Origin of the sequence: Polynucleobacter sp. JS-Safj-400b-B2, from assembly GCF_018881975.1 — a bacterium.
Classification (GTDB): Bacteria; Pseudomonadota; Gammaproteobacteria; order Burkholderiales; family Burkholderiaceae; genus Polynucleobacter.
This window is the reverse complement of the sequence record NZ_JACVPJ010000006.1, coordinates 91053-114483: the sequence shown is the minus strand read 5'-3', so window position 1 is coordinate 114483 and position 23431 is coordinate 91053. Positions and strand designations below refer to the sequence as shown.

General features: G+C 46.3%; 16 protein-coding genes. 7 read left to right on the top strand and 9 right to left on the bottom strand.

The window, feature by feature from the left end; all coding sequences use genetic code 11:
- Position 1 precedes the first annotated feature (1 nt).
- Both glcE and ICN48_RS08590 read right to left on the bottom strand, forming a co-directional pair.
- Positions 2-1147 carry a glycolate oxidase subunit GlcE gene (gene glcE, locus ICN48_RS08595; RefSeq protein ID WP_216153285.1) on the bottom strand — a complete coding sequence of 382 codons (1146 nt, stop codon included), beginning with the start codon at positions 1145-1147 and terminating at the stop codon, positions 2-4.
- Complete coding sequence (locus ICN48_RS08590; protein WP_370624190.1) at positions 1147-2652, bottom strand: FAD-linked oxidase C-terminal domain-containing protein; 1506 nt, start codon at positions 2650-2652, stop codon at positions 1147-1149. The genes glcE and ICN48_RS08590 overlap by 1 nt, the downstream gene beginning before the upstream one ends.
- 27 nt (positions 2653-2679) lie before the next feature.
- Between ICN48_RS08590 and ICN48_RS08585 the strand changes: the two genes are divergently transcribed.
- Positions 2680-3249, top strand: coding sequence for a cob(I)yrinic acid a,c-diamide adenosyltransferase (locus ICN48_RS08585; protein WP_216153284.1), 570 nt, complete (start codon positions 2680-2682; stop codon positions 3247-3249).
- A 49-nt stretch (positions 3250-3298) separates the two neighbouring features.
- On the opposite strand, the gene ICN48_RS08580 is transcribed toward ICN48_RS08585, so the two are convergent.
- Genes ICN48_RS08580 through ICN48_RS08565 form a run of 4 tightly spaced genes read right to left on the bottom strand, consistent with a single transcriptional unit; the run spans position 3299 to position 10972 of the window.
- Positions 3299-4423: a 3-deoxy-7-phosphoheptulonate synthase gene (locus ICN48_RS08580; protein ID WP_216153283.1), complete on the bottom strand. Its 1125-nt coding sequence runs from the start codon at positions 4421-4423 to the stop codon at positions 3299-3301.
- A gap of 30 nt (positions 4424-4453) precedes the next feature.
- On the bottom strand, positions 4454-5944 hold the full coding sequence (gene tldD / locus ICN48_RS08575; protein WP_255539515.1) for a metalloprotease TldD: 1491 nt from the start codon (positions 5942-5944) through the stop codon (positions 4454-4456).
- A gap of 20 nt (positions 5945-5964) precedes the next feature.
- Positions 5965-6798, bottom strand: a complete 834-nt coding sequence (locus ICN48_RS08570; protein WP_216153282.1) for a carbon-nitrogen hydrolase family protein — start codon at positions 6796-6798, stop codon at positions 5965-5967.
- A gap of 10 nt (positions 6799-6808) precedes the next feature.
- Positions 6809-10972 (bottom strand): YhdP family protein, encoded by a 4164-nt coding sequence (locus tag ICN48_RS08565; RefSeq protein WP_216153281.1) that lies wholly within the window; start codon positions 10970-10972, stop codon positions 6809-6811.
- A 78-nt stretch (positions 10973-11050) separates the two neighbouring features.
- Between ICN48_RS08565 and glnE the strand changes: the two genes are divergently transcribed.
- Positions 11051-13864, top strand: a complete 2814-nt coding sequence (gene glnE / locus ICN48_RS08560) for a bifunctional [glutamate--ammonia ligase]-adenylyl-L-tyrosine phosphorylase/[glutamate--ammonia-ligase] adenylyltransferase (protein ID WP_216153280.1) — start codon at positions 11051-11053, stop codon at positions 13862-13864.
- Positions 13865-13877: 13 nt separating this feature from the next.
- Here glnE and recN read toward each other — a convergent pair whose 3' ends face one another.
- Together recN and ICN48_RS08550 are read right to left on the bottom strand one after the other, a co-directional pair.
- The gene (gene recN, locus ICN48_RS08555; protein WP_216153279.1) at positions 13878-15548 is read right to left on the bottom strand and encodes a DNA repair protein RecN; all 1671 of its coding nucleotides are present in this window, start codon (positions 15546-15548) and stop codon (positions 13878-13880) included.
- Between the two features lie 26 nt (positions 15549-15574).
- Complete coding sequence (locus tag ICN48_RS08550) at positions 15575-16480, bottom strand: NAD kinase (RefSeq protein ID WP_216153278.1); 906 nt, start codon at positions 16478-16480, stop codon at positions 15575-15577.
- A gap of 37 nt (positions 16481-16517) precedes the next feature.
- On the opposite strand from ICN48_RS08550, the gene hrcA reads away from it, so the two are divergent.
- The 5 genes from hrcA (at position 16518) to dnaJ (ending at position 22605) form a co-directional block, all read left to right on the top strand.
- Positions 16518-17528: a heat-inducible transcriptional repressor HrcA gene (hrcA, locus tag ICN48_RS08545; RefSeq protein ID WP_216153277.1), complete on the top strand. Its 1011-nt coding sequence runs from the start codon at positions 16518-16520 to the stop codon at positions 17526-17528.
- Positions 17529-17574: 46 nt separating this feature from the next.
- Entirely contained in the window at positions 17575-18669 is a 1095-nt protein-coding gene (gene hemH, locus ICN48_RS08540) for a ferrochelatase (protein ID WP_216153276.1), read from the top strand.
- Positions 18670-18735: 66 nt separating this feature from the next.
- Positions 18736-19284 (top strand): nucleotide exchange factor GrpE, encoded by a 549-nt coding sequence (gene grpE, locus ICN48_RS08535; RefSeq protein ID WP_216153275.1) that lies wholly within the window; start codon positions 18736-18738, stop codon positions 19282-19284.
- A gap of 146 nt (positions 19285-19430) precedes the next feature.
- A complete protein-coding gene (gene dnaK / locus ICN48_RS08530; RefSeq protein ID WP_216153274.1) occupies positions 19431-21368 on the top strand; it encodes a molecular chaperone DnaK in 1938 nt (645 codons plus the stop codon).
- A gap of 100 nt (positions 21369-21468) precedes the next feature.
- Entirely contained in the window at positions 21469-22605 is a 1137-nt protein-coding gene (gene dnaJ, locus ICN48_RS08525) for a molecular chaperone DnaJ (RefSeq protein WP_216153273.1), read from the top strand.
- On the opposite strand, the gene panB is transcribed toward dnaJ, so the two are convergent.
- On the bottom strand, positions 22606-23424 hold the full coding sequence (gene panB / locus ICN48_RS08520; RefSeq protein ID WP_216153272.1) for a 3-methyl-2-oxobutanoate hydroxymethyltransferase: 819 nt from the start codon (positions 23422-23424) through the stop codon (positions 22606-22608).
- Positions 23425-23431: the final 7 nt, after the last annotated feature.

Here is a 23431-nt window from a genome sequence, read left to right as displayed (position 1 = left end):
CTTATGGAAGACGTTTAGTGGCGAATACGCCTGCGGGATCAAAAGCGGATCTCAAGCGTTCTTGCACTGCCTCGAGGGCTTTGGAATGTGCTTGCTCTGATAGCAAAGTAAAGCGCTGATAGCTAGGGTCTACATTTGCTCCCTGTCTAAAGCGAGTTGCATGTCCCCCGTGAGCGCTGGCTAATGCTTTAATTGTTTTGAAGGTGGCTTCGTCACCAGGCGCTTTAATCCAGCGTTGTTGGCCATGCCATTCCAAAATAATGTCATCCGCGCAGTCAGCGATAGTAATGGATCCGCAGGCTGCAGGTAGTGCTAAGCGATACAGTGTTTGATCGGCGCCTAGATTTGTAAATGTGGACTGTTTTTGCTCACGCAAATCATTCCAGAAATTTTCTGCCGCTTCACTATTCAGTTCTGTGGCATTTACCAAAGAGCTCATGAGAGGAACGGCAGCTTTCACGGCTGCTGCTGCACCTGCGAGGCGGAAGGTTAACTCTCCATCACCACCTTTGGCTGAACCAATCCAGCAACTTGCTGATAATGGAAGTGGCTGACCAGCCCATTCGTTTAATACTTTAAGAGCATTTTCTTGGGGGATATTGCAACGCAAGCTTGTGGTTGCAGCATGCTTTGGCAATACCTTGACTGAGGCTTCGAGTAAAAGTGCAAGCGTTCCTAAGGAGCCAGGTAACAAGCGAGAGACATCATATCCAGCAACGTTCTTCATTACCTTGCCGCCAAAGGAAAGATCCTGCCCTTTACCATCCAGGATACGGGCGCCCAATACAAAGTCCCGGAAATTACCAACAGTGATGCGTCCTGGACCAGCTAGTCCCGCAGCAATAGCCCCGCCAAAGGTTGCATTCTCACCAAAGTGCGGCGGCTCAAAAGCGAGAACCTGATTCTTTTCTCTAAGGGCAGCTTCAATCACCTTTAGCGGAGTACCAGCGCAAGCGGTGATGACTAGCTCTTCTGGTTGGTATTCCAATATGCCTGAGTAGGAGCGAGTATCTAGCTTGGTATAGCTATTCGGATTTCCATACCAGGACTTGGTGCCGCCACCTTCAATCGAAAGCGGGGTTTTATTCTTCGCTGCATTGAGAATTTGCTCTCGGAATGCGTCGATTTGTAGATTGGAGTGGCTCATTAAAAGCGCTCCAGCTCTGGGTGAGGTAATTGACCGCCACTAATGCGCATACGACCATATTCTGCGCAGCGACTCAAGGTTGGGATAGCTTTATCTGGGTTGAGTAATTTTTCTGGGTCAAAGGCACTCTTCACGCCCCAGAAAGATTCGCGCTCACCTTCGCCAAATTGCACACACATCGAATTAATTTTTTCAATACCAACACCATGCTCGCCGGTGATAGTGCCGCCGAGTTCTACGCATGCTTCTAAAATTTCAGTACCAAATTCTTCTGCACGGTGCCATTCATCTTGATCGGCGCCATTAAATAAAATTAATGGATGCATATTGCCATCGCCCGCATGAAAGACGTTTAAGCAACCGAGGCCATACTTTTCTTCCATTACCTGAATGCGCTTAAGTAATGTGGCAATGTGGCGGCGAGGTATGGTTCCATCCATGCAGTAGTAATCTGCAGCTAAACGTCCTGCTGCGGGGAAAGCATTTTTACGTCCGCTCCAAAACTTTAAGCGCTCGCTTTCATCTTTGGAAATCTGAATACCACTTGCACCAGAATCTTCAAGAACCTTGGTCATACGTTCGATTTCTTCAGCAACTTCTTCCGGCGTGCCGTCAGACTCACAAAGTAAAATCGCTGCCGCTTCTAGGTCATAGCCAGCATGCACAAATTCTTCAACAACACGCGTGGTTGCTTTATCCATCATTTCTAAACCAGCAGGAATAATGCCTGCAGCAATGATGGCAGCAACAGCGTTACCACCTTTTTCAATATCATCAAAACTAGCCATAATCACACGAGCCAATTTTGGCTTAGCAACTAATTTGACAGTGACTTCAGTAACTACTGCGAGCATGCCTTCGCTACCCATCATGATCGCCAGTAAATCGAGCCCAGGGGCATCTGGCGCTAGACCACCAAATTCAACGATCTCACCGTTCATGAGTAATCCGCGAACACGCAGAACGTTATGTAATGTCAAGCCATATTTAAGGCAATGCACACCACCTGAGTTTTCGTTGACGTTGCCGCCAATGGAGCAGGCAATCTGAGAGGATGGATCGGGTGCGTAATACAAACCAAGATGGGCAACTGCTTCCGAGATCGCGAGATTACGCACGCCAGGTTGAACAACTGCAGTGCGAGTGAATGGATCAATGCTGATAATTTTCTTGAGCTTAGCTAATGACAGGACTAATCCCTGAGAAAGAGGCATCGCCCCACCAGAAAGACCTGTCCCTGACCCACGAGGCACCACAGGAATCTGCATTGCGTAGCAAACCTTCAAAATTTGAGCAACTTGCTCTTCTGTTTCAGGTAGCGCCACCGCTAAGGGCATCCGTCGATAGGCTGCCAGACCATCACATTCATAAGGAATAGTGTCTTCTGGCTCCCAAAGAAGGGCATGTTCCGGAACGATTGGGCGCAATGCTTCAACCAATTTGGACTGAAGGGCGCTGATAGCGGCTAAATCGGGGGGTGGGGTCACCATATTCATAGGAATCATTTTAGCCATTTACCTATAATTAGGTTTATGGGAAATCGACTATCAAAAATCGCCACTAGAACCGGTGATGCAGGGATGACGGGCTTGGGCGATGGGAGTCGCGTAGAGAAGGACCACCTGCGGATCTGCGCCATGGGCGATATTGATGAGCTGAACTCGGAAATTGGTGTTTTGATGACCGAAGACATCCCCGCCACCATTGCACCTGAATTGCATGAGCTTTTTCTGCAGGTGCAGCACGATTTATTTGATTTGGGCGGCGAGCTTTGTATACCAAATTACAAGCTACTGAATCCCGACCATGTCGCGCAATTGGATATTTGGCTTGAAAAATACAATTCGCAACTACCTCCCTTAACGGAATTTATCCTTCCCGGCGGAACTCGGGCTGCAGCACAGGCACACGTCTGTCGAACCGTATGTCGCAGAGCAGAGCGTTCGATTGTGCGCTTAGGTTGGGAAGAGCCTTTGTATGACTCTCCTCGCCAATACGTGAATCGTTTGTCTGATTTACTTTTTGTACTTGCGCGCATCCTGAATCGTGCCGCCGGTGGTTCGGATGTGCTTTGGAAGCACGAAAAAAAAGAGACTAAATAATTTAGTCTCTTTTAGTGGTAGTACTTAGTACTTGGAATTTACTTCTGCATTATTTTTTCTTACTTCTACGTTTCTTAACAGCATTAGCAAGACGCTCTAAAACCTTCACAGAATCATCCCAGTTAATGCAGGCATCAGTAATACTCTTGCCGTATTCCAATTTGCTTGGATCATCTTTTCCAGGTGTGAATTTCTGAGCCCCATCATTTAAATGACTTTCAATCATTACGCCAAAAATCTGATGAGATCCAGATTCCATTTGCTGCGCCACATCATCGGCAACGACAATTTGACGCTCATGTTTTTTGCTTGAATTGGCGTGTGACAAGTCAACCATCAAACTGGCTGGAAGCTTGGCTGCCTCTAGCTCAGCGCACGCAGCCTGAACAAACTTTTCTTCGTAATTGGGCTCTTTACCGCCACGCAAAATCACGTGACAGTCTTTGTTGCCTTTGGTTTCTACAACAGATACTTGACCATTCTTATGAACGGATAAAAAGTGGTGTGGACGACCTGCTGCTTGAATGGCGTCAGTTGCAATTTTGATATTGCCATCAGTACCATTCTTAAAACCGATAGGAGCAGAGAGACCAGAAGCGAGTTCGCGGTGAACTTGGCTCTCAGTAGTACGCGCACCAATAGCACCCCATGAAATCAGGTCAGCAATATATTGCGGAGAGATGACGTCTAAGAATTCACTACCAGCTGGCATGCCGAGACGATTAATTTCCATTAGCACTTGGCGGGCAAGACGTAGACCTTCTTCGATACGATAGCTTTCATCAAGGTATGGATCGTTGATTAGCCCTTTCCAACCAACAGTAGTGCGTGGCTTTTCAAAATACACACGCATCACAATTTCCAATTCACCAGAAAAACGCTCACGCTCTACTAAGAGTCGTTGGCAATATTCCAGCGCCGCCTTTGGATCATGAATTGAGCAGGGTCCAATAATGACGAGTAAGCGGTCATCTTTGCCATGAATAATGTCGCGGATCTTTTTGCGAGTTTTGCTGATCAGCGCTTCAGTTGGTGTTCCAGAAATTGGAAAGAAACGAATTAAATGCTCTGGCGGAGGCAGAACAGAAATATTATCAATGCGTTGATCGTCAGTATCTGAAGTCTTGTCGACAGCAGAGTACCAATTAGCGGGATTCGTATTTTGTTGGCTCATCTGGCTATTTTAAGCCGTATTTCGCCCATCTCAGGCAGTCCCGCCTACAGTCAGGCTATCAATCCTGAGGGTGGGCTGTCCTACCCCAACTGGAACGCTTTGCCCTTCCTTACCGCAAACCCCAATGCCACCATCCAATTTGAGGTCATTTCCGATCATGGATACCTGTTTTAAGGATTCTGGACCGCTACCAATAATAGTGGCGCCTTTGACGGGATATTGAATTTTGCCATTCTCAACCCAATAGGCCTCTGAAGCAGAAAAAACGAATTTACCGCTAGTGATATCTACTTGCCCGCCGCCAAAATTGACAGCATATAAGCCACGCTTAATGCTGGCAACAATTTCTTGAGGATCATCTTTGCCGGCTAACATATAGGTATTGGTCATGCGTGGCATGGGCAGAGAGGCGAAACTTTCACGGCGACCATTGCCGGTTAGGGGCATCTTCATCAAGCGTGCATTCAGACTGTCTTGAATGTAACCCTTTAAGATGCCATCTTCAATTAAGGTGGTGCATTGTGTGGGCGTACCTTCATCATCAATATTTAACGAGCCTCTACGTCCAGCGAGTGTTCCGTCATCAACTACCGTGACACCCTTAGCTGCTACTCTTTCCCCTATGCGACCAGCAAAAGCGGAAGATCCTTTACGATTAAAGTCACCCTCGAGACCATGACCTACAGCCTCGTGCAGTAGAACGCCTGGCCAACCAGGTCCCATCACTACTGTCATCGGGCCGGCAGGCGCGGGGCGTGAGTCTAGATTCACTAAAGCGCCATCAACCGCCTCATCCACATAACGATTAATTAGCTCAGTATTAAAGTAAAGGTAGTCATGGCGTGCGCCACCACCAGAAGAACCTGACTCACGACGACCGTTCTGCTCTGCAATGACGTGCACTGAAACGCGCACTAGAGGGCGAACATCGGCGGCCAATAGCCCGTCTGCGCGTACTACCAAAACGACATCAAACTCGCCAGCCAAACTCGCCATAACTTGAATGATGCGAGGATCGCGTGCTTTTGCGCGACGCTCAATGCTTTCTAGCAACGCAATTTTTTCTTTCGGTTGCAACGAATCTAGAGGATTAATGTCTGAGTAGAGCTTATTCGATACATTGTTAAATAGTTTGCTTGCAACGGCTTGCTTACCGCCCTCAGGGCCAATAACTCGAGTAGCTTTTGCTGCCTTATCTAATGCTTCTAGATTAATTTCATCGGAGTAGGCAAAGGCAGTCTTATCGCCATAGATGGCGCGCACACCAACACCTTGGTCAATGTTAAAACTGCCTGATTTCACAATACCTTCTTCTAGACTCCAGCTTTCACTGCGAGTATGTTGGAAGTAAAGGTCTGCATCATCAAGACGGTGGGTAAACAGATTGCCAAAGGTGTGATGCAGGTCTTGCTCTGATAGCCCTGTTGGCTCAAGCAAAATGGATTTGGCTAATTTAATGAGGTCTGCTTGCTTTTTGGTTTTGGTCCAATTGGCGGGAAATAGTGCTTCTGGTGCATTCATGTGGTGGGGCAGGTCTTTCTTTAAAGCTTGCGATGCGCAAGTGCAGGTAACTTAGAGCGTACCTCGTTTAATTTATCTTTGCACAAGATCCCAGAAATAAAGCCCTCCCCTTCAGGAAGGCTAGTCAGGATATCGCCCCAGGGATCAATTAGCATGCTGTTGCCCCATGTGCGACGCTGATTTTGATGTTTGCCACCCTGAGCTGATGCCAATACATAGCATTGGTTTTCAATAGCTCGGGCACGCAATAGGATTTCCCAGTGATCTTTGCCGGTCGTATAGGTGAATGCAGCAGGAATGATATGACAGTCTACTTGGCCAAGAACACGATAGAGTTCTGGAAAGCGTAAGTCGTAACAAATGCTCAAGCCAAATGTCCAATCACTTCCGTTGACTGAAATCTGCAAAAGACCTGGTTTATTGCCAGCTTCTATAGTTTCCGATTCTTGATAACGCTCAGTTGCTGTTTGAAATCCAAACAAATGGATTTTGTCGTAACGTGTAATTTGAGCCCCTGTAGGATCAAATACAAGGGTCGTATTTAGCACCTTGTTAGGATCTTTCGCTTCCAATGGGATCGTGCCTGCCACCAAATAAAGCCTATTTTCTTGGGCAATCTGTGACAGATACTCTTGAATGGGGCCGCTACCAATGCGCTCTCGAGCACGCACTTTATCCGTATCTTTCAGCCCCATTAAACAAAAATACTCCGGCAGAACAGCCAGTTGTGCACCATCTGCTGCTGCAGCAGTAATGAGTCGGCCCGCAGTGGATAAGTTCTCCTGCAAATCAGGGGTAGAAATCATCTGAATGGAGGCAATCTTCATTTCTGCACCACTTTCTGATGTGCTCATACTGTATTCGTTAGAGTTCGCTAGGGGTTTTAATAGGGCCACTTGAATTATTCGGATTACTTTGTGGGCTCGTGCTATTAATGCTTGGTTTGGTTTGCTCCTTTAGTAAATCCTTGCTGCGAATCGTATCAATTACTTTGCTATCGATTGGCTGACCCTTTTGATCAAGGGGGATCACCTCTGGATTATCCCAAGATCCTTGAATCAAATAATCAGACTGAAAATTGCGATTTATTTGACTGGTAATTAAGTACTGCCCAACCAATGCACCAAGCCCCAGGATGGGGTTAATGGCAAATGCAGCTAAAGAGCCCGCTGTAGCATCAATCGTCGGGAAAATAGTGACCCGCAAATCTTGTGTCTGTTGAGGAATATTAATTTGGCCAGACATAGCAACCCTTGCTTGATCTAGACCCATCGTGAATTGCTTAGCCTGAGCTACCCCTGCATTCATTTCAAAAGCGGCATCAATGGTATTGAATGGCGTGCCTTTGGTAACAATATCCCCTAGGCTTCCTTTGAGGTCAAGCGTGGCAAATCTAAATAAGCTTTGTAAGCTCAGAACATCGAGCAGTTTTGCGCCACCACTATTCACTTCTAAGAGACGACCTTTTTCTAGATTGAGATTTACCTTGCCTGCAAGGGTGTCGTATTTAGGGCTAAACGGAGATCCGTCCCAATCGGCATTAACGATTAATTTACCTTGCCCACCCTCTACTGATTTCTGGTTGGTCCAATGCCCAATAATTTGACCAGCATCTTTAATATCCAGATCAACATTTAAGTTTGTATGGGTTAAGGAATTAGAGGTGCTGCCAACCCAACGACCCGTGATCTTTGAGCTACCTTGTGGGTTGCTAAATTGAATGGAATCAATGTTGAGAGCATTGCCGCTAGTGTTGGTTTTAATTTTTAGTTGCCCAAGCTGTGCTTTATTCCACTCAAAGTCATCAATGGTTAAATCAAGATTAGGTATAGAGCCAGGCTCAAGCGCATTTTTAAGAGTAGGGGTTTTTTGAGCCTGTTTTGTCGGCAGGGGTGCTGGGGTAACGACCATCTCAGGAACTTTGAGGCGCATAAGTCGTCCGCTGATAAGGTCTGCCTGAGATTGATTACCAGGTTGGTATTGAAGATTGCCAACAATCTGCGGGGAGCCTCTTAAGCGTAGTTGCCAAGCAGAATTTTTGTTGGTTGCCGCCAGGTTTAAGTCCTGCCAAGTGCGGTCAAACAAGGTTAATTGCTTGACCTGCGCTGAAACTTGAATGCTGTTGCTATCCCTTGAGGAAGAACCGTGTGCAGATTTGTTTTTATTTGACTGGCTCAAAAATTCTTGCCAAATATCTAAGTTGAGTTCGTTGCTTACTAGGTTGAGTTGAAAACCTTGTTGAGGAGGGATGGCGGGAGTTCCAATTCCAACTGCATGACGAAGAATTTCATCGCTTGCTGTTTCGCCTTGAAGAAAGTAGGCATCACCAATCTTTCCATCCCAAGAGAGACGGCTTGAACTGGTTTTGGTTTTTGCAAGAGTTTTGATATTCAGCTGGCCTGACAATGCAGTCCCAATCTGTTTTTTGACGGGTGCAGGAGCAGAGCTACCCCAGTCACGCATATCAATCTTGAGATTGGTATCGCTATTACCTTTGTTAAAGCTAATGGTGCCGTCATATTTAGCCGCACCGCTCATTGCCTGCATTATCGGAAATACTTGTTCATCAGTATCTTTTGCAAAGTAGTTCTTAACAAAACTGGCTGCAATATCTCCTGAGATACTGTAGCTCGGATTGCCTTGGTTAGATCCAACGCTTGAAATTTTGATGGCGCCGCCAAGGAAATTAGCGGTAATGTTTTCAAATTCTGGATTGACTTCGGTAATTCGCATCTTTCCTTTGAGGTTCTCAAAAGGCGGCAAGTCAGCCCATTGAATTCTATTGCCAGGAAAACTTAATTGAATATCAGTGTTGGTATCTCCATTGCCTGACAGCGGAATCTGCAAACCCAAGTTGAGGTTGATAGGCCCTGTTATCTTCAGATTCTTCTCAAGATCGGCCTGTTTTTTGCCAACGGGAGATAAAAATAAATACTCTAAGAGTTGTTGAGCATCGCCTTGTGCCTCTCCATTAACAGTTAGGAGTAACTGCTTTGCACTAACGCTCGGAATTTCTGCATGAAATTTATTCAGAGCAACTTGTTTGTAGCTTGCCTGATTGATATCCACTGTAAAGTTGGCATTCTGCATCTTAAGGACGCCATTGACCTGATTTACAGGGGACCAAACTCCTTGCGCTGGCGTTAAGGTCGGTACGGGGCTGAAGGTTGCGCCTGTGATGGGTAGGTTGAGGGTGAACTCTCCTGCGCCCAATTTAGGGAATGGCACTTCATTTGGATCGCCTTGAATATGGAGGCTCCCTTTTTGAATAACTCCGGCATCGAAGGCTTTGCTTAAGTAGGTCTTGACGTCGCTACTCATGCCAATCGGTAAATAACGAGAGACTGTTTTGAGGTTGGCTTGTGCAAAGTCCATATCTAGAGTCATGTAGTCTGGCTTTTTGGTATCGCCAACAACGTAATTTAGATTGAGTGTTGTTGAGATTTCGGGATTGCTAAGCGCCAACTGCTTTGCATTAATAACCCAATTCCCTTTTTGCTTTGACCAGGAGATTTGACCGTTGGCTTGATCTAAATTGATTTTGGGGTTAACCAATAAGTCATTTACTTCAAGCTCCAAATTGTTGGATTTGATCGAGAAGCTTCCCTTGTTCTGATCTGCAGTCAAAAAGCCTGAAAGTTTTGATACAGACGGCATTGATTTGTTGATGCCAACAAAGCTTAAGTCGATCAGTTTGCCGCTTACGGTAAAGTCGAGCTTATTAGATTTAAACCAGCCACCTGGAATCTTAAGGGCCGACAAAGGCGATTTGCTTTCTGACCAATTGATATCCAAATCTTGTAGTTCTCCATCTGCTTTCGAGGCCTTGATCCATTGATGAACTTTTTTAGATAGTGGAAGGTTGAGAGCAAACAACGCAATATCTTCAACCAATATCTTGGGCGATGAAAATCCAAACTCTTTAATTTCCCCACCTCCGGCTGGCGGTCTCCAGCGGAATGTCATTGGACTTAAATTTTCTAGTGGAGATGATTTGGGGCTATCACTATCGCGCCAGGCAAAATTTTTCGTAGTAACGGCTATCATTCCGCTGTCAGTTTCTTGAATGAGGCCGGTTTCTAATCTTCCAAGCGCAATAGCATCTTCATCTTTGGATAGTTGAATAATTAAGTTATCTGCGGCTAAATAAATTTCCCCACCATCAGGCTTGCCATTATCAATTTTTAGCTTTCCATTGGAAGTAAGGATTCCCTCAAGTGCATTCAGTGGCAGAGAGAAGTCGCTAGCTATTTGACTAAGCTGTAGATCATTTAAGTTCCAGGAAATATTTCCAATCCAGTCGCGCCAATTGCCGGCTTGGCCACCGATATGATGTACTAAGTCAATGTCAACCGTGAGCGGGCCTTTGGTCCATGGTGTAGCGGCGCTCAAAGAGCCTTGATGGCTGCGAATGCCGTTGCTCAGAGAAAGGCTTTGAATGTCTATTGTCGTGATTGATTTCTTCTGGAGCTGATCATCCCAAAATAGTTTGACATTACTAATGCGAATTTCATTTTGAGCAAATAGCCAATTCTCTGCAGAGTAGTTACTGGAATTTCCATCTACTGAAATGCCTGCAACAGTAATGATGCCTTTCTTATTGCGTTGTGCATATATCTCAGCATTTATAATATTGATTTCATGAAAAAATGGCGCAAGGTGATAAAAAGTTGCCCAACTGAGTTGCCCGTTAATTTTTTGAACAAATAAGAGTGGTTGTGATTTATCGGGACTATTAAAGCGCAAGCCCTGTATTTCAAAATTGGGTCTAATCCCAGTCCATGAAACCTGAAGACTATCCATCGAAACTTCAGTGCCAATTCGAGCGCTAATCAGTTTTTCAACTGACGATTTAGATTTTTCAATTTGCGGCCAAAGAATAAAGCGCACTCCTACATGCCCGATGACAAGAAGCGCTAAGACAAGGCCAGCCAAAATCAGGGCACGCTTACGCCAAGCCCCACTCGAACCTTGAGGACGTTTGGCGAGCACGCTCTTGAGGCGAGGTGGGATGAGATTTTGCAGCATGGCCCCTATTATCCTTCAGGCATGCCATGATCGCCAAGCTTCTGGCTTGGATATCGGGGTCGGATTAAGATGGGGGGAATGGATGATTTTTCCCGACAAATTGATTTTTTAAAGCAGCACTCGACTTATGCGCGACGCTGGTTAAGTGCTCACCCCGAATGGCTTGAATGGCTACGTATTCAAGGGCAGAAAACAGTCGATATTCAGGGCATTAAGGATTTGCTGCAAGACTGCTGCCTCGACAGTCAGGCTGTTGAGCAGGATGAGGCGGTGTGGATGTCTAATTTACGCTTAGCTAGGCAGCGTTTAATGCTTTGGGTAGCATTTCGGGATCTCAATGGATTTGCTGACCTTCAAGAGGTTACGCATGCGCTAAGCCATTTTGCTGAGTTAGCGGTTTCTGCTTCGATTGCCTTTATTCGTGAGGATCTCAAGATTCGCTTTGGCCTGCCTTGGAGTGACTCAACACAATCTGAGATGCCCCTGATGGTTGTTGGAATGGGTAAATTAGGTGGTCTTGAGTTAAACCTCTCATCCGATATTGATTTGATTTTTCTTTATGAGCATGAGGGTGAGACTTCTGGCGGCCCTAAGAGCTTATCTAATCACGAGTGGTTTACTCGGATGGGCAAGCGTTTAATTAAGTTGCTTGCCGAGCATGACGCTAATGGATTTGTATTTAGGGTTGATATGCGTCTTCGTCCCAATGGTGATTCGGGGCCCTTGGTATGCAGCCTAGATATGTTGGAAGAATATTTATTGGTGCAGGGCAGGGAGTGGGAGCGATATGCCTGGATTAAAGGTAGATTAATTACACCCCTTCCAGAGTCTCCAGATTTCATCCTCTGTCAAAAAGAGCTTGACCAACTGATTCGTCCTTTTGTATATCGCCGCCATTTAGACTATGGTGTGATTGCTTCTATCCGTGATTTACATGCTCAGATTCAGGCGGAAGCGGAGAAGCGATCCTCGGGTCATCTGGGGCGCTCAAGAGATATTAAATTGGGGCGTGGTGGAATTCGTGAGATTGAGTTTCTGGCACAAATGTTCCAACTGATGCGAGGTGGCACAGACCCTCGCTTTAGAGTGCGACCAAGTTTAGAGGTCTTAGAGTTGATTAAGCAGTGCAGCATCTTGCCCGCTCACGAGGTGGAATCCTTGCAGGCAGCTTATGCATATTTACGGCGCTTAGAGCATCGTATTCAGGTTTGGGATGATCAGCAAACACACTATCTGCCAGAGGATGAAGAGGCGCGCTCACGTTTAGCGATTTCGATGCAGGATCAACACGCCCAAGCTGAGGTTTTTATGGTGGAATTAGAGCGGCATCAAAATAATGTTGCTCAGTTATTTGAAAAAGCATTTTTACTAGACGATAGTACGCGTCTCGAGATTGCTCCCTTATCTCGTGACTGGGCGCCAGACCAAACTCGATTTCCTAATTCATATATTCGCTGGCAAGCATGGATTGATAGCCCTAAACAAAAACTATTGCCACAAAAAAGCCGCTTAATTTTTGATAATTTAATGTGCAAGGCGGCAGAGAGTTTGTATAGTGAAAGCTCTTCTCCAGAGTATGTCGATAAAACGCTATTACGCTTTTTTGACTTGCTAGAAGCAATCGCCAGGCGTAGTGCATATCTTTCTATTTTGGCTGAGTATCCCAAGGCTCTATCTAATGTTTTGGACTTACTGAAAGCCTCTCAGTGGGGTGCTCAATATCTAACGCGTCACCCCCACTTATTGGATCACTTATTAAACGCTCAATCGGAAAGAGCATTAATCGAAGATCCAGAAAAATATTGGACAGAGGTACGCCTCAATCTCAATATGCGGCTTGATGACGTAATGGCCGAGGGGGATGGTTCGGAGCAGGCCATGGATATTTTGCGAGTCACTCATCACAATGAAACTTTTATTACACTATTAGCTGATCTGGGTATTGGTGTACAGCAAGCCTTACCGGTAGAGCGTGTGAGCGATCATCTTTCTGCCTTAGCAGATTTAATCTTACAGACAACCTTTGAGCGCGCATGGCCGAGCGTAGTTAAAAAGTTTGACTTACCCCTTGATGTCAATCCTCCATTTGCGGTGATTTCTTATGGCAAGCTGGGAGGTAAGGAGTTGGGCTATGCCTCTGACTTGGACATTGTATTTTTATATCAGGCAGGCGAATCAGACTATGCGGCGCAAGAAATTTATGCGCTTTTAGCAAAGCGGATGATTAATTGGCTCACAGCATTTACCTCAACGGGAAGCTTATTCGAAATTGATACCCGTCTTCGTCCAAATGGCTCCGCTGGATTCTTGGTAACTAACGCCGAGGCCTTTAGGAGGTATCAACTGCGTGAAGGTGATAACACTGCCTGGGTTTGGGAGCATCAAGCCCTAACTCGCGCGCGCTTCTCCGCTGGTAGTCCAAAGGTGGGGGTATTTTTCGATTCTGTACGCTCAGAGGTATTAAGCCAGCACAGAGATATTGATCAGTTGCGACTTGAGATTCTAGAAATGCGTCGTAAGGTGCATGCGGGCCACCCCAATGCTAATGTTGAGTTTGACTTAAAGCATGATGACGGTGGCATGGTTGATATTGAATTTATAGTACAGTTTTTAGTGCTGGGATATGCTCGTCAGTATCCCCAACTCATCGGTAATCTGGGCAATATTGCCTTGTTGCGTATTGCTGGTGATGTTGGCTTAATTACTCATGAGGCTGCGCAATCTGTAGGAGATGCTTACCGCCTCTTAAGAGCCCGTCAACATCGTTTGCGTTTAGATGGCGCAGAAAAGACCCGTATCAATCTAGTGGATGAGGTTGAGCTTATTGCGGCAAGAGGTGTAGTGCAAGCACTATGGTTGGAGATATTTAAGGCGCCTTCTAATCTCAGTTAGAGGGAGATGAGTACTAGTTTTGTTCTAGCAGCTCACGGGCATGACGGCGCGTAGTGTCGGTAATAGTAGCGCCACCAAGCATACGCGCTACTTCCTCAACACGCTCACCCCTGCCTAGGATCTGAACTTGCGATACTGTCTTCTCACCGGATTGGGATTTGCTGACTTTGAGGTGATGGTTACCTTGTGCGGCAACCTGCGGTAAATGAGTTACGCACAGAATTTGGTGGGATTGACCTAGTTGATGCAAGAGCTTGCCAACTGTTTCCGCCACTGCGCCACCAATACCTGCATCAACTTCATCAAATATTAGTGTCGGTGTAAATGATGCTTTACTAGTGATTACACTGATTGCTAGGCTAATACGTGCTAACTCACCACCAGAAGCTACTTTTGCGAGCGAGCGTGGGGTACTGCCGGCATGACCTGCAACGAGGAATTCAATTTGCTCTAGACCATGCGATCCACCATCATTAAGGGGGGTGAGGGCAATCTCTAGGCGACCACCAGCCATAGATAAATCTTGCATTGCATCGCTTACTAATTTACCGAGATCAGTTGCAGCTTTTTGACGTTTTTGTGAAAGTTGTTTTGCAAGCTTTAAATAGACCGCCTCTTCTTGCTTTACTTGCTCTCGTAATGCTTCAATATTTTGCGATGCAGTTAAAGCATCCAGTCGTTCAGTAGTAGTTTGTAATAACGCTGGCAATTCGTCTACTTCAGAGCGGTATTTTCGGGCCGTACTGTGCAATGCTTGCATGCGTTCTTCAATTTGGGCAAGCCGGGTAGGATCTAAATCAATTTTTTGAAGGTAACGATTAAGCCCATGAATAGCTTCATCAAGCTGAATGCTAGCCGACTCTAAGGCTTCATTAATGTCTACTAGCGCTGGATCATGCTCTGCTAACGCACCTACATTAGCGCATACCTTCGATAATGAAGATTCAAGCGAGTTATCGGCATCACTTAACACTTCAATTGCTTCTTGGCAGCCACCAATCAGCTTTGCACCATTGGCTAAGCGTGCATGCTCACTTTGTATGCTGGTCCATTCACCCTCTTGTGGAGAAAGCTCAGTCAGTTCTTCTAGTTGCCATGCAAGACGCTCACGCTCACGTTCAACATCTTGACCGGCATTTTCTGCTCGCTCTAGGCGACGACGAGAATCAGTAAGGGTTTTAAAGTTCTGCGCCACTTCAACTGCGAGTGGTAGTAACCCAGCATGACGATCTAAAAGCTCACGTTGAGCACCACCCTTTAACAAAAGTTGATGCGCATGCTGCCCATGAATATCTACTAATTGATCACCCGCTTCGCGCAATTGCGCCAAAGTTGCAACACTGCCATTAATAAAGGCACGACTTCGTCCGCTGCTTTCCACTGTTCTTTTGAGTAACAGGCTTTGGTCATCATCCTCTAATGGGAACCCCTGGGCATCAAGCCACTGACTAAAAGATAGCACTAACTCAGGCTCTATACGAAAGAGTGCAGAAATTTCTGCGCGGTTACTGCCTTCACGTATTTGGCTGCTATCGGCACGCTCGCCTAGCACTAGGCCAAGAGCATCAAGCAAAATCGATTTACCAGCCCCGGTTTCTCCAGTAAGCACAGTAAAGCCGCTTGAGAAATCAAGCTCTAGCTGGTCAACAATGACAAAGTCACGAAGTGAGATAGTCTGAAGCATGTATTAGCGTAGCAAAAAACGTGACATCAGAATGTCGATGGATACTCATTCCAGTGCAGTTTCTCGCGTAAGGTTTTGTAGTCGCTGTGACTGCGAGGATGCAGGAGGGTGATTGTTTTTTGAGATTGACGTACTTCAACCTTGTCACCTGTTTGGAGGTCGGTTTGAGATTGCATATCAAAATTGACTATGACTTCTCGGCCATCCACCACTTCAATAATGGTTACGCAGTCTTCAGGCAATACTATTGGGCGATTGGAGAGGGAGTGTGGCGCAATTGGCGCCAGTAAGATGCCAGCAACGCGCGGATGCAAAATGGGTCCACCAGCTGAAAGCGCATAAGCTGTTGAGCCGGTAGGAGTGGATACGATCAAACCATCAGATCGTTGGTTATACATAAATGAACCGTTGACATGTACTGCTAACTCCACCATTCCAGAAATTCCAGAGCGGTTTACGACAACGTCATTAAGGGCTAATCCGCGATTAATTTCTTTGCCACTGCGAAGAACTACTGCATCGAGCAAAGTACGCGTATCGGCTTCATATTCGCCGGCAATAATTTTGGGGAGGGTCGCTTGAACGGACTGAATGGGAATATCTGTCATATAACCCAAACGACCCATATTGATGCCGACCAGTGGCACATTGCTGCCTGCAAGTTGACGACCGATCCCTAGCATCGTTCCATCGCCCCCTAAAACCACTACCAAATCAATTGCTCCAGCAAAATTCTCGGCCGTTTCGGTTAGAAAGTCTTTTAAGCCAACGTGCTTGGCGGTGGCTGCCTCCAGAAATACCTCGCAACCCAGGTCCTTTAGGAGTTTTGCCAGATCTTTGAGGTGTTCCTCAATGCCTTCGGCCTGGTATTTGCCGACAAGTGCAACCCGGCTAAATGCCTTCTTGGTGGAATTTGGGGATGGGCTTAACATATAACGATTAAACCATAGGCATAAAATCCCTTCCACCATGGATGAACGTTCCCGCGCACTACTAAAAACCCTGATCGAGCGCTACATCGAGGAGGGTCAACCTATTGGCTCGCGCACGCTCTCTAGATTCTCGGGTTTAGACCTTTCTGCGGCCACTATCCGTAATGTTATGGCTGATTTGGAGGATATGGGCCTAGTTACCAGTCCTCATACCTCTGCTGGCCGTATACCGACCCCACGGGGTTATCGCTTATTTGTAGACACCATGGTGACTGTCCGTCCCCTGGAGGCGATGGCTGCTCGAGAGGTTGAAAAAGGCCTTTTGCCAGATTCTCCACAAAGGGTTCTCAACTCTGCTGCGCAGATCTTGTCAAACTTGACCCATTTTGCGGGTGTTGTCATGACGCCTAAGCGAGCCCAGGTTTTTAAACATATCGAGTTTTTACGTTTGGGTGAGGGCAAGATTTTGCTCATCATGGTTACCCCAGAGGGTGATGTACAAAATCGCATATTGCCTACAACTCAGGATTACACACCGAGCCAACTGATTGAAGCTGGTAACTTTATTAATGCTCAGTTTGCTGGCAAAAGTTTTGATCAAGTACGCATGCATTTGAAATCCGATTTAGATAATTTGCGTGCAGATATTTCTGGGTTGATGACCTTGGCTCTGCACGCCGGTGTGACTGATTACGATATGGGTCGTGGCGATATGGTGCTCTCTGGCGAACGTCGTTTACTTAATGTTGGAGATTTAAGTTCTAACTTAGATAAGTTGCGCAAGATGTTCGATATGTTGGAGCAGAAATCCGTACTCATGCAATTACTGGATGTATCGAGTCATGCAGATGGTATTCAAATCTTTATTGGGGGCGAGAGCGACTTATTGCCTTATGAAGATCTCGCCGTGATCAGTGCTCCATATAGCGTAGATGGTCAGATAGTAGGTACTCTAGGGGTCATTGGGCCAACGCGCATGGCATACGATCGAGTCATCCCTATCGTAGACATCACCTCAAAATTACTATCGGGCGCATTAAGCTCCTAAGCTAAATACTTTTATATTCATAACTTACTACTAGAGACAAAATATCTTGAATCAGACCCCGCATTTACGCGCAACTAAAACTGCAGTTTTACTTTTGAACTTGGGGACGCCATCTGCTCCGACGCCTAAAGCAGTGCGCGCCTATTTAAAAGAATTTCTTTCTGATCCGCGTGTAGTAGAAATTCCACGCATTATTTGGTGGTGCATTTTGAACGGTATTATTTTGCCAATTCGTAGTAGTGCTTCTGCAAAAAAATATGCTTCGATTTGGTTACCAAAATTAGGTTCGCCGTTGATGCATTACTCACGCCTGCAGGCGAAAGAGTTGGGCGAGAGATTTGCGAATGAAGGTCATACCGTTTTAGTTGATTTAGCAATGCGTTATGGCGAGCCATCAACGCAATCTGCCCTCGAGAGCCTGAAGGCACAAGGCATGGAGCGACTATTGTTACTACCTTTGTACCCCCAATATTCGGCCACGACAACGGCATCTAGCTTTGATGAAGTCTTTCGTATTTTAGGAACCTGGCGTGACCAACCTGAGTTACGTTTAGTGAAGCACTATCACGATAATCCTGCCTACATTGGTGCGTTACGCGATCAGGTGTTATCAAGCTGGGATAAAGACGGGCGCCCTGATTTTGCAAAAGGCGATCGCTTTGTAATGTCTTTCCATGGCTTACCAAAACGCAATTTAATGAAGGGTGACCCCTATCACTGCGAGTGCTTAAAATCGGGTCGTTTGCTCGGCGAATCTTTAGGTTTAGAGCCTGGCCAATATGTTGTTACCTTCCAATCACGCTTTGGTAAGGCTGAGTGGTTAAAGCCTTACACCGCGCCAACGATTGAAAGATTAGCCAAAGAGGGTTGCCAGCGCATTGATATTTTTTGCCCAGGGTTTCCGGCAGATTGTCTGGAAACACTTGAAGAGATTGCGATGGAAGCCCGCGAAATTTTCTTGGAACATGGCGGCAAAGACTATCGCTATATCCCTTGCTTAAACAGCAACCCCAAGTGGATTGAGGCTCTTAGCCAAATTGCGTATCATCATCTGCAAGGCTGGTCTTTAGGAGTGGAGTCTGAGGCGGAATTAGCCAAGCGTAATGAAAGGGCTGAGCTAGCCGAAAGAATGCAGTCTTGAAATTGAAATGATTGACCCCATATTGCACAGTAATAGTGATCCTTATAGAAAAGTAAAATATCCCTCATGACACAAGAAAACCAAAATTCATCTCCAGAGCAAGAAAATCCTGCGGTAGATCCAGTTGCAGAATCTGCAGCAGAAACGCCTGCTGTAAAAACCCCCGAGCAAGAGATTGCTGAGCTCAATCAAAAGGTTAGCGAGTTACAAGACAATTTCTTGCGTGCGAAAGCGGAGGGGGAAAATATTCGCCGTCGTGCAGTGGAAGATATTGCTAAAGCCCATAAGTTTGCAATTGAAAGCTTTGCTGAGCATTTAGTACCGGTCACCGACAGTTTGTATGCAGCATTGAGTACTGATGCTGGTGATGCCAAAGCGTTCAAGGAAGGCTTGGAAATCACTCTTAAGCAGCTACTGTCCGCCTTTGAAAAAGGCCGTATGACTGAAATTAACCCTGCGCTTGGCGATAAGTTTGACCCGCACCACCATCAAGCCATTGCTTCAGTACCCTCCGAGCAGGAATCAAATACCGTGGTTTCGGTCCTCCAACGAGGTTATACCGTAGCCGATCGAATTCTGAGACCTGCCTTGGTGACGGTTAGTGCTCCGAAATAAGCTCTAAAACCCGAAAGAGGGCATAAAAAAGGCAGATTTCTGCCTTTTTTGCTCCTCCCCTCTTGAAATACCCTTTTTAGACCCCATTTATTGGGTATCGAAATATTCATTAGTACAACAAAACAACTTAATTTTTTGGAGCAATTATGGGAAAGATTATCGGAATCGACTTAGGAACCACGAATTCATGCGTTTCAGTCGTTGAAAACAATGCACCTAAAGTTGTCGAAAACGCCGAAGGCGGTCGCACAACTCCATCCATCATCGCTTACGTTGAAGATGGCGAAGTATTGGTTGGTGCGCCTGCAAAGCGTCAGTCAGTCACCAATCCTAAAAACACCATCTACGCAGTAAAGCGTTTGATGGGTCGTAAATTTACAGATCCTGAAGTACAAAAAGACATCAGCTTGATGCCTTATTCAATTATTGCTGCTGATAACGGCGATGCTTGGGTTCAAGCGCGCGACAAGAAAATGGCGCCACAACAAGTGTCCGCCGAAATCTTGCGCAAGATGAAGAAAACTGCTGAAGACTATCTCGGTGAAGAAGTGACAGAGGCAGTAATTACTGTTCCGGCTTACTTCAATGACAGCCAACGTCAAGCAACTAAAGACGCTGGACGTATTGCTGGCTTGGATGTTAAGCGCATCATTAATGAGCCAACTGCTGCTGCATTAGCATTTGGTCTGGACAAACAAGATAAGGTTGACCGCAAGATTGCTGTGTATGACTTGGGTGGCGGTACATTCGACGTATCCATCATTGAGATTGCTAACGTTGATGGTGAGAAGCAGTTTGAAGTGCTCTCTACTAACGGCGACACATTCTTAGGTGGTGAAGACTTTGACCAACGCATCATTGACTGGATCATTGCTGAGTTCAAGAAAGAGCAAGGCGTTGATTTGAGTAAGGATGTTTTAGCATTGCAACGTTTGAAGGACGCTGCAGAAAAAGCTAAGATTGAATTGTCATCTGCACAACAAACAGAAATCAACTTGCCGTATGTGACGGCTGACGCTAGCGGTCCTAAGCATTTGAACTTGAAGTTAACCCGTGCCAAATTAGAGTCCTTGGTAGAAGAGTTGATCAAGCGCACTGCTGGTCCTTGCTTAACTGCAATCAAAGACGCTGGTGTGAATGTAGCTGATATCGATGACGTGATTTTGGTCGGCGGTCAAACTCGTATGCCTGCGGTTCAAGATAAAGTAAAAGAAATCTTTGGCAAAGAGCCACGCAAAGACGTAAACCCAGATGAAGCAGTTGCTGTTGGCGCTGCAATTCAGGGTTCTGTGTTGTCTGGCGATCGTAAAGACGTATTGCTCTTGGACGTTACCCCATTGTCATTGGGTATCGAAACTCTTGGTGGCGTCATGACCAAGATGATTCCTAAGAACACCACGATCCCTACTAAGCATTCACAGGTTTACTCCACTGCGGAAGACAACCAGCCTGCTGTAACTATTAAGTGCTTCCAAGGTGAGCGCGAGATGGCTGCTGCCAACAAGTTGCTCGGCGAATTTAACCTCGAAGGTATTGCTCCAGCGCAACGCGGTATGCCACAAATTGAAGTGACTTTTGACATCGATGCCAATGGTATTTTGCATGTAACAGCAAAAGATAAAACCACTGGCAAAGAGAACAAGATCACCATCAAAGCAAACTCTGGCCTTACTGAAGAAGAAATTCAACGCATGGTTAAGGATGCTGAAGCCAATGCTGCCGAAGATAAGAAAGCGCTTGAGTTAGTAACTGCACGTAATACTGCCGATGCCTTAGCCCACTCAACTAAGAAAGCCTTAGAGGAGCATGGCGCCAGCTTAGAGGCTTCTGAAAAAGAAGCAATTGAAGCGGCCCTGAAGGACTTGGATGAGGCTATTAAAGGCAGCGACAAAGAAGCGATTGAAGCAAAAACTGAAGCCTTGGGTAAAGCAAGTCAGAAGCTGGGCGAAAAAGTCATGGCTGCTGAGCAGGCTAAAGCTGGTGGCGCTGCTGCTGGTGCGGCTCCTGGTGGCGCAGCCCCTGGTGCTGCTCCTGATGCGGACGTGGTTGACGCTGACTTTAAAGAGGTTGATGACAAGAAGTAATTCTGAAATCAGACATTCATTAACGTAGTTTTGATGTACTTAAATAACAAGTCGGCCTCGTGCCGACTTGTGTCATTCAGGTTGTTGAGAGGAATAGGCCGTGCCTAAAAGTAAACGCGATTTTTATGAAGTGCTTGGTGTAGCAAAAGGTGCCAGTGATGATGAGTTGAAAAAAGCTTATCGCAAGATGGCGATGAAACATCATCCAGATCGCAATCCCGATAGCAAAACGGCCGAAGCCCAATTTAAAGAAGTTAAAGAAGCTTATGAAACTCTAACCGACCCTAATAAGCGCGCTGCTTATGATCAGTATGGTCATGCTGGAGTTGACCCATCTATGGGCGGCGGGTTTGGTGGGGGTGGGTTTGGCAGCGGCGGCTTCTCGGATGCCTTCGGTGATATTTTTGGCGACATCTTTGGTCAAGGTGGAGGTCGTCAATCTGGTCCTCAGGTTTACAAAGGCGCTGACCTGCGCTACAACATGGATATCACGCTGGAGCAGGCGGCCGAAGGCTATACGACACAAATACGTGTTCCTAGCTGGAGTAATTGCAAACCCTGTCATGGCACAGGCGCAGAGCCAGGATCAAAAGCGGAAACATGTACAACCTGCGGTGGGCATGGTCAGGTGCGTGTGCAGCAAGGTTTCTTCTCTATGCAGCAAACTTGCCCCAAGTGTCGTGGCACAGGCGAGTACATTCCCAAGCCATGCAAAACTTGTCACGGTAGCGGAAAACACAAAGAACAAAAAACGCTTGAAATCAAAATACCAGCAGGTATTGATGATGGCATGCGTGTGCGTTCAGTGGGTAACGGCGAACCGGGCATTAATGGCGGACCATCTGGCGATCTCTATGTAGAGGTGCGCGTAAAACCCCATAAAGTATTTGAGCGCGATGGTAGTGATTTGCATGTACAAATGCCGATCTCCTTTGCGACTGCAACGATCGGCGGTGAAATCGAAGTGCCAACACTCTCAGGGCGCGTTGAGTTTCCAATTCCAGAGGGTACGCAGACTGGCAAGACATTCCGCTTGCGGAATAAAGGCATTAAAGGCTTACGCTCTACCTTGGTTGGTGATCTTTTTGTTCATGTTCTTGTGGAAACACCAATTAAGCTCACGGACGAGCAAAAGAAATTGCTCCAAGAGTTTGATGACAGCCTAAAGTCTGGCGGCGATAAACACAGTCCTCAACAAAAGGGTTGGTTTGATGGTGTGAAGAGCTTTTTTAGTTAATTAGCCAGCAAAGCCGTATTCGGGTCCGGGGAACTTCCCGGACTTCACTTCGCGTACGTAAGCCTTAATAGCAGCCTCAACGGAGTGGTGGCCTTCCATAAAGTTTTTGACAAACTTTGGCGGCTTCCCTGGACTGATGCCCAGCATATCTTGTAGAACCAATACCTGACCAGAGCAATTTGGTCCAGCACCAATCCCAATCGTTGGAATGTGAAGTTCAGCGGTAATCTTTTCGCCTAATGATGATGGAATTGCCTCCAGCACCAACATTTGTGCCCCAGCTTCCTGACAAGCAAGCGCTTGTTCAAGCATGATGGTAGCCGCATCTTTTGATTTGCCTTGTACTTTATAGCCGCCCAGAATATGCACTGATTGTGGCAACAAACCTAGGTGCGCACAGACTGGAACACTACGCTCTACGAGGTGACGAATTACGTCAACTTGCCAATCACCGCCACCTTCAAGTTTGACCATGTCAGCGCCAGTGCGCATCAATTGGGCGGCTGACTCTAAAGCTTGTGCAGGATCTCCGTAGCTCGCAAATGGCAGATCAGCGATGAGAAAGGCCTGAGTATTAGCGCGCGCAACACACTCGGTGTGATACGCCATTTGTTCAATAGTCACTGGCGTAGTGTTGGAGTGTCCTTGAATGACATTGCCCAGTGAGTCACCAATCAAGATCGTTTCAACTCCGCAGCGATTTAGAAGTGCTGACATGGTTGAATCGTATGCGGTGAGCATGGAAATCTTTTCACCCTCAGCATGCATTGTGAGGAGCTTAGTAATGGTGATTGGCTTGTCGCCTTGTAAGTAACCCATGGCGTGA

Bases quoted from the DNA above. Each gene is read 5' to 3' on its own strand.
- ICN48_RS08550 (WP_216153278.1), bottom strand. From the start codon at position 16,480: ATGTTAAGCCCATCCCCAAATTCCACCAAGAAGGCATTTAGCCGGGTT.
- grpE (WP_216153275.1), top strand. From the start codon at position 18,736: ATGACACAAGAAAACCAAAATTCATCTCCAGAGCAAGAAAATCCTGCG.
- glcE (WP_216153285.1), bottom strand. From the start codon at position 1,147: ATGAGCCACTCCAATCTACAAATCGACGCATTCCGAGAGCAAATTCTC.
- ICN48_RS08580 (WP_216153283.1), bottom strand. From the start codon at position 4,423: ATGAGCCAACAAAATACGAATCCCGCTAATTGGTACTCTGCTGTCGAC.
- ICN48_RS08590 (WP_370624190.1), bottom strand. From the start codon at position 2,652: ATGATTCCTATGAATATGGTGACCCCACCCCCCGATTTAGCCGCTATC.
- ICN48_RS08565 (WP_216153281.1), bottom strand. From the start codon at position 10,972: ATGCTGCAAAATCTCATCCCACCTCGCCTCAAGAGCGTGCTCGCCAAA.
- ICN48_RS08570 (WP_216153282.1), bottom strand. From the start codon at position 6,798: ATGAGCACATCAGAAAGTGGTGCAGAAATGAAGATTGCCTCCATTCAG.
- tldD (WP_255539515.1), bottom strand. From the start codon at position 5,944: ATGAATGCACCAGAAGCACTATTTCCCGCCAATTGGACCAAAACCAAA.
- recN (WP_216153279.1), bottom strand. From the start codon at position 15,548: ATGCTTCAGACTATCTCACTTCGTGACTTTGTCATTGTTGACCAGCTA.
- hrcA (WP_216153277.1), top strand. From the start codon at position 16,518: ATGGATGAACGTTCCCGCGCACTACTAAAAACCCTGATCGAGCGCTAC.
- glnE (WP_216153280.1), top strand. From the start codon at position 11,051: ATGGATGATTTTTCCCGACAAATTGATTTTTTAAAGCAGCACTCGACT.
- panB (WP_216153272.1), bottom strand. From the start codon at position 23,424: ATGGGTTACTTACAAGGCGACAAGCCAATCACCATTACTAAGCTCCTC.
- ICN48_RS08585 (WP_216153284.1), top strand. From the start codon at position 2,680: ATGGGAAATCGACTATCAAAAATCGCCACTAGAACCGGTGATGCAGGG.
- dnaK (WP_216153274.1), top strand. From the start codon at position 19,431: ATGGGAAAGATTATCGGAATCGACTTAGGAACCACGAATTCATGCGTT.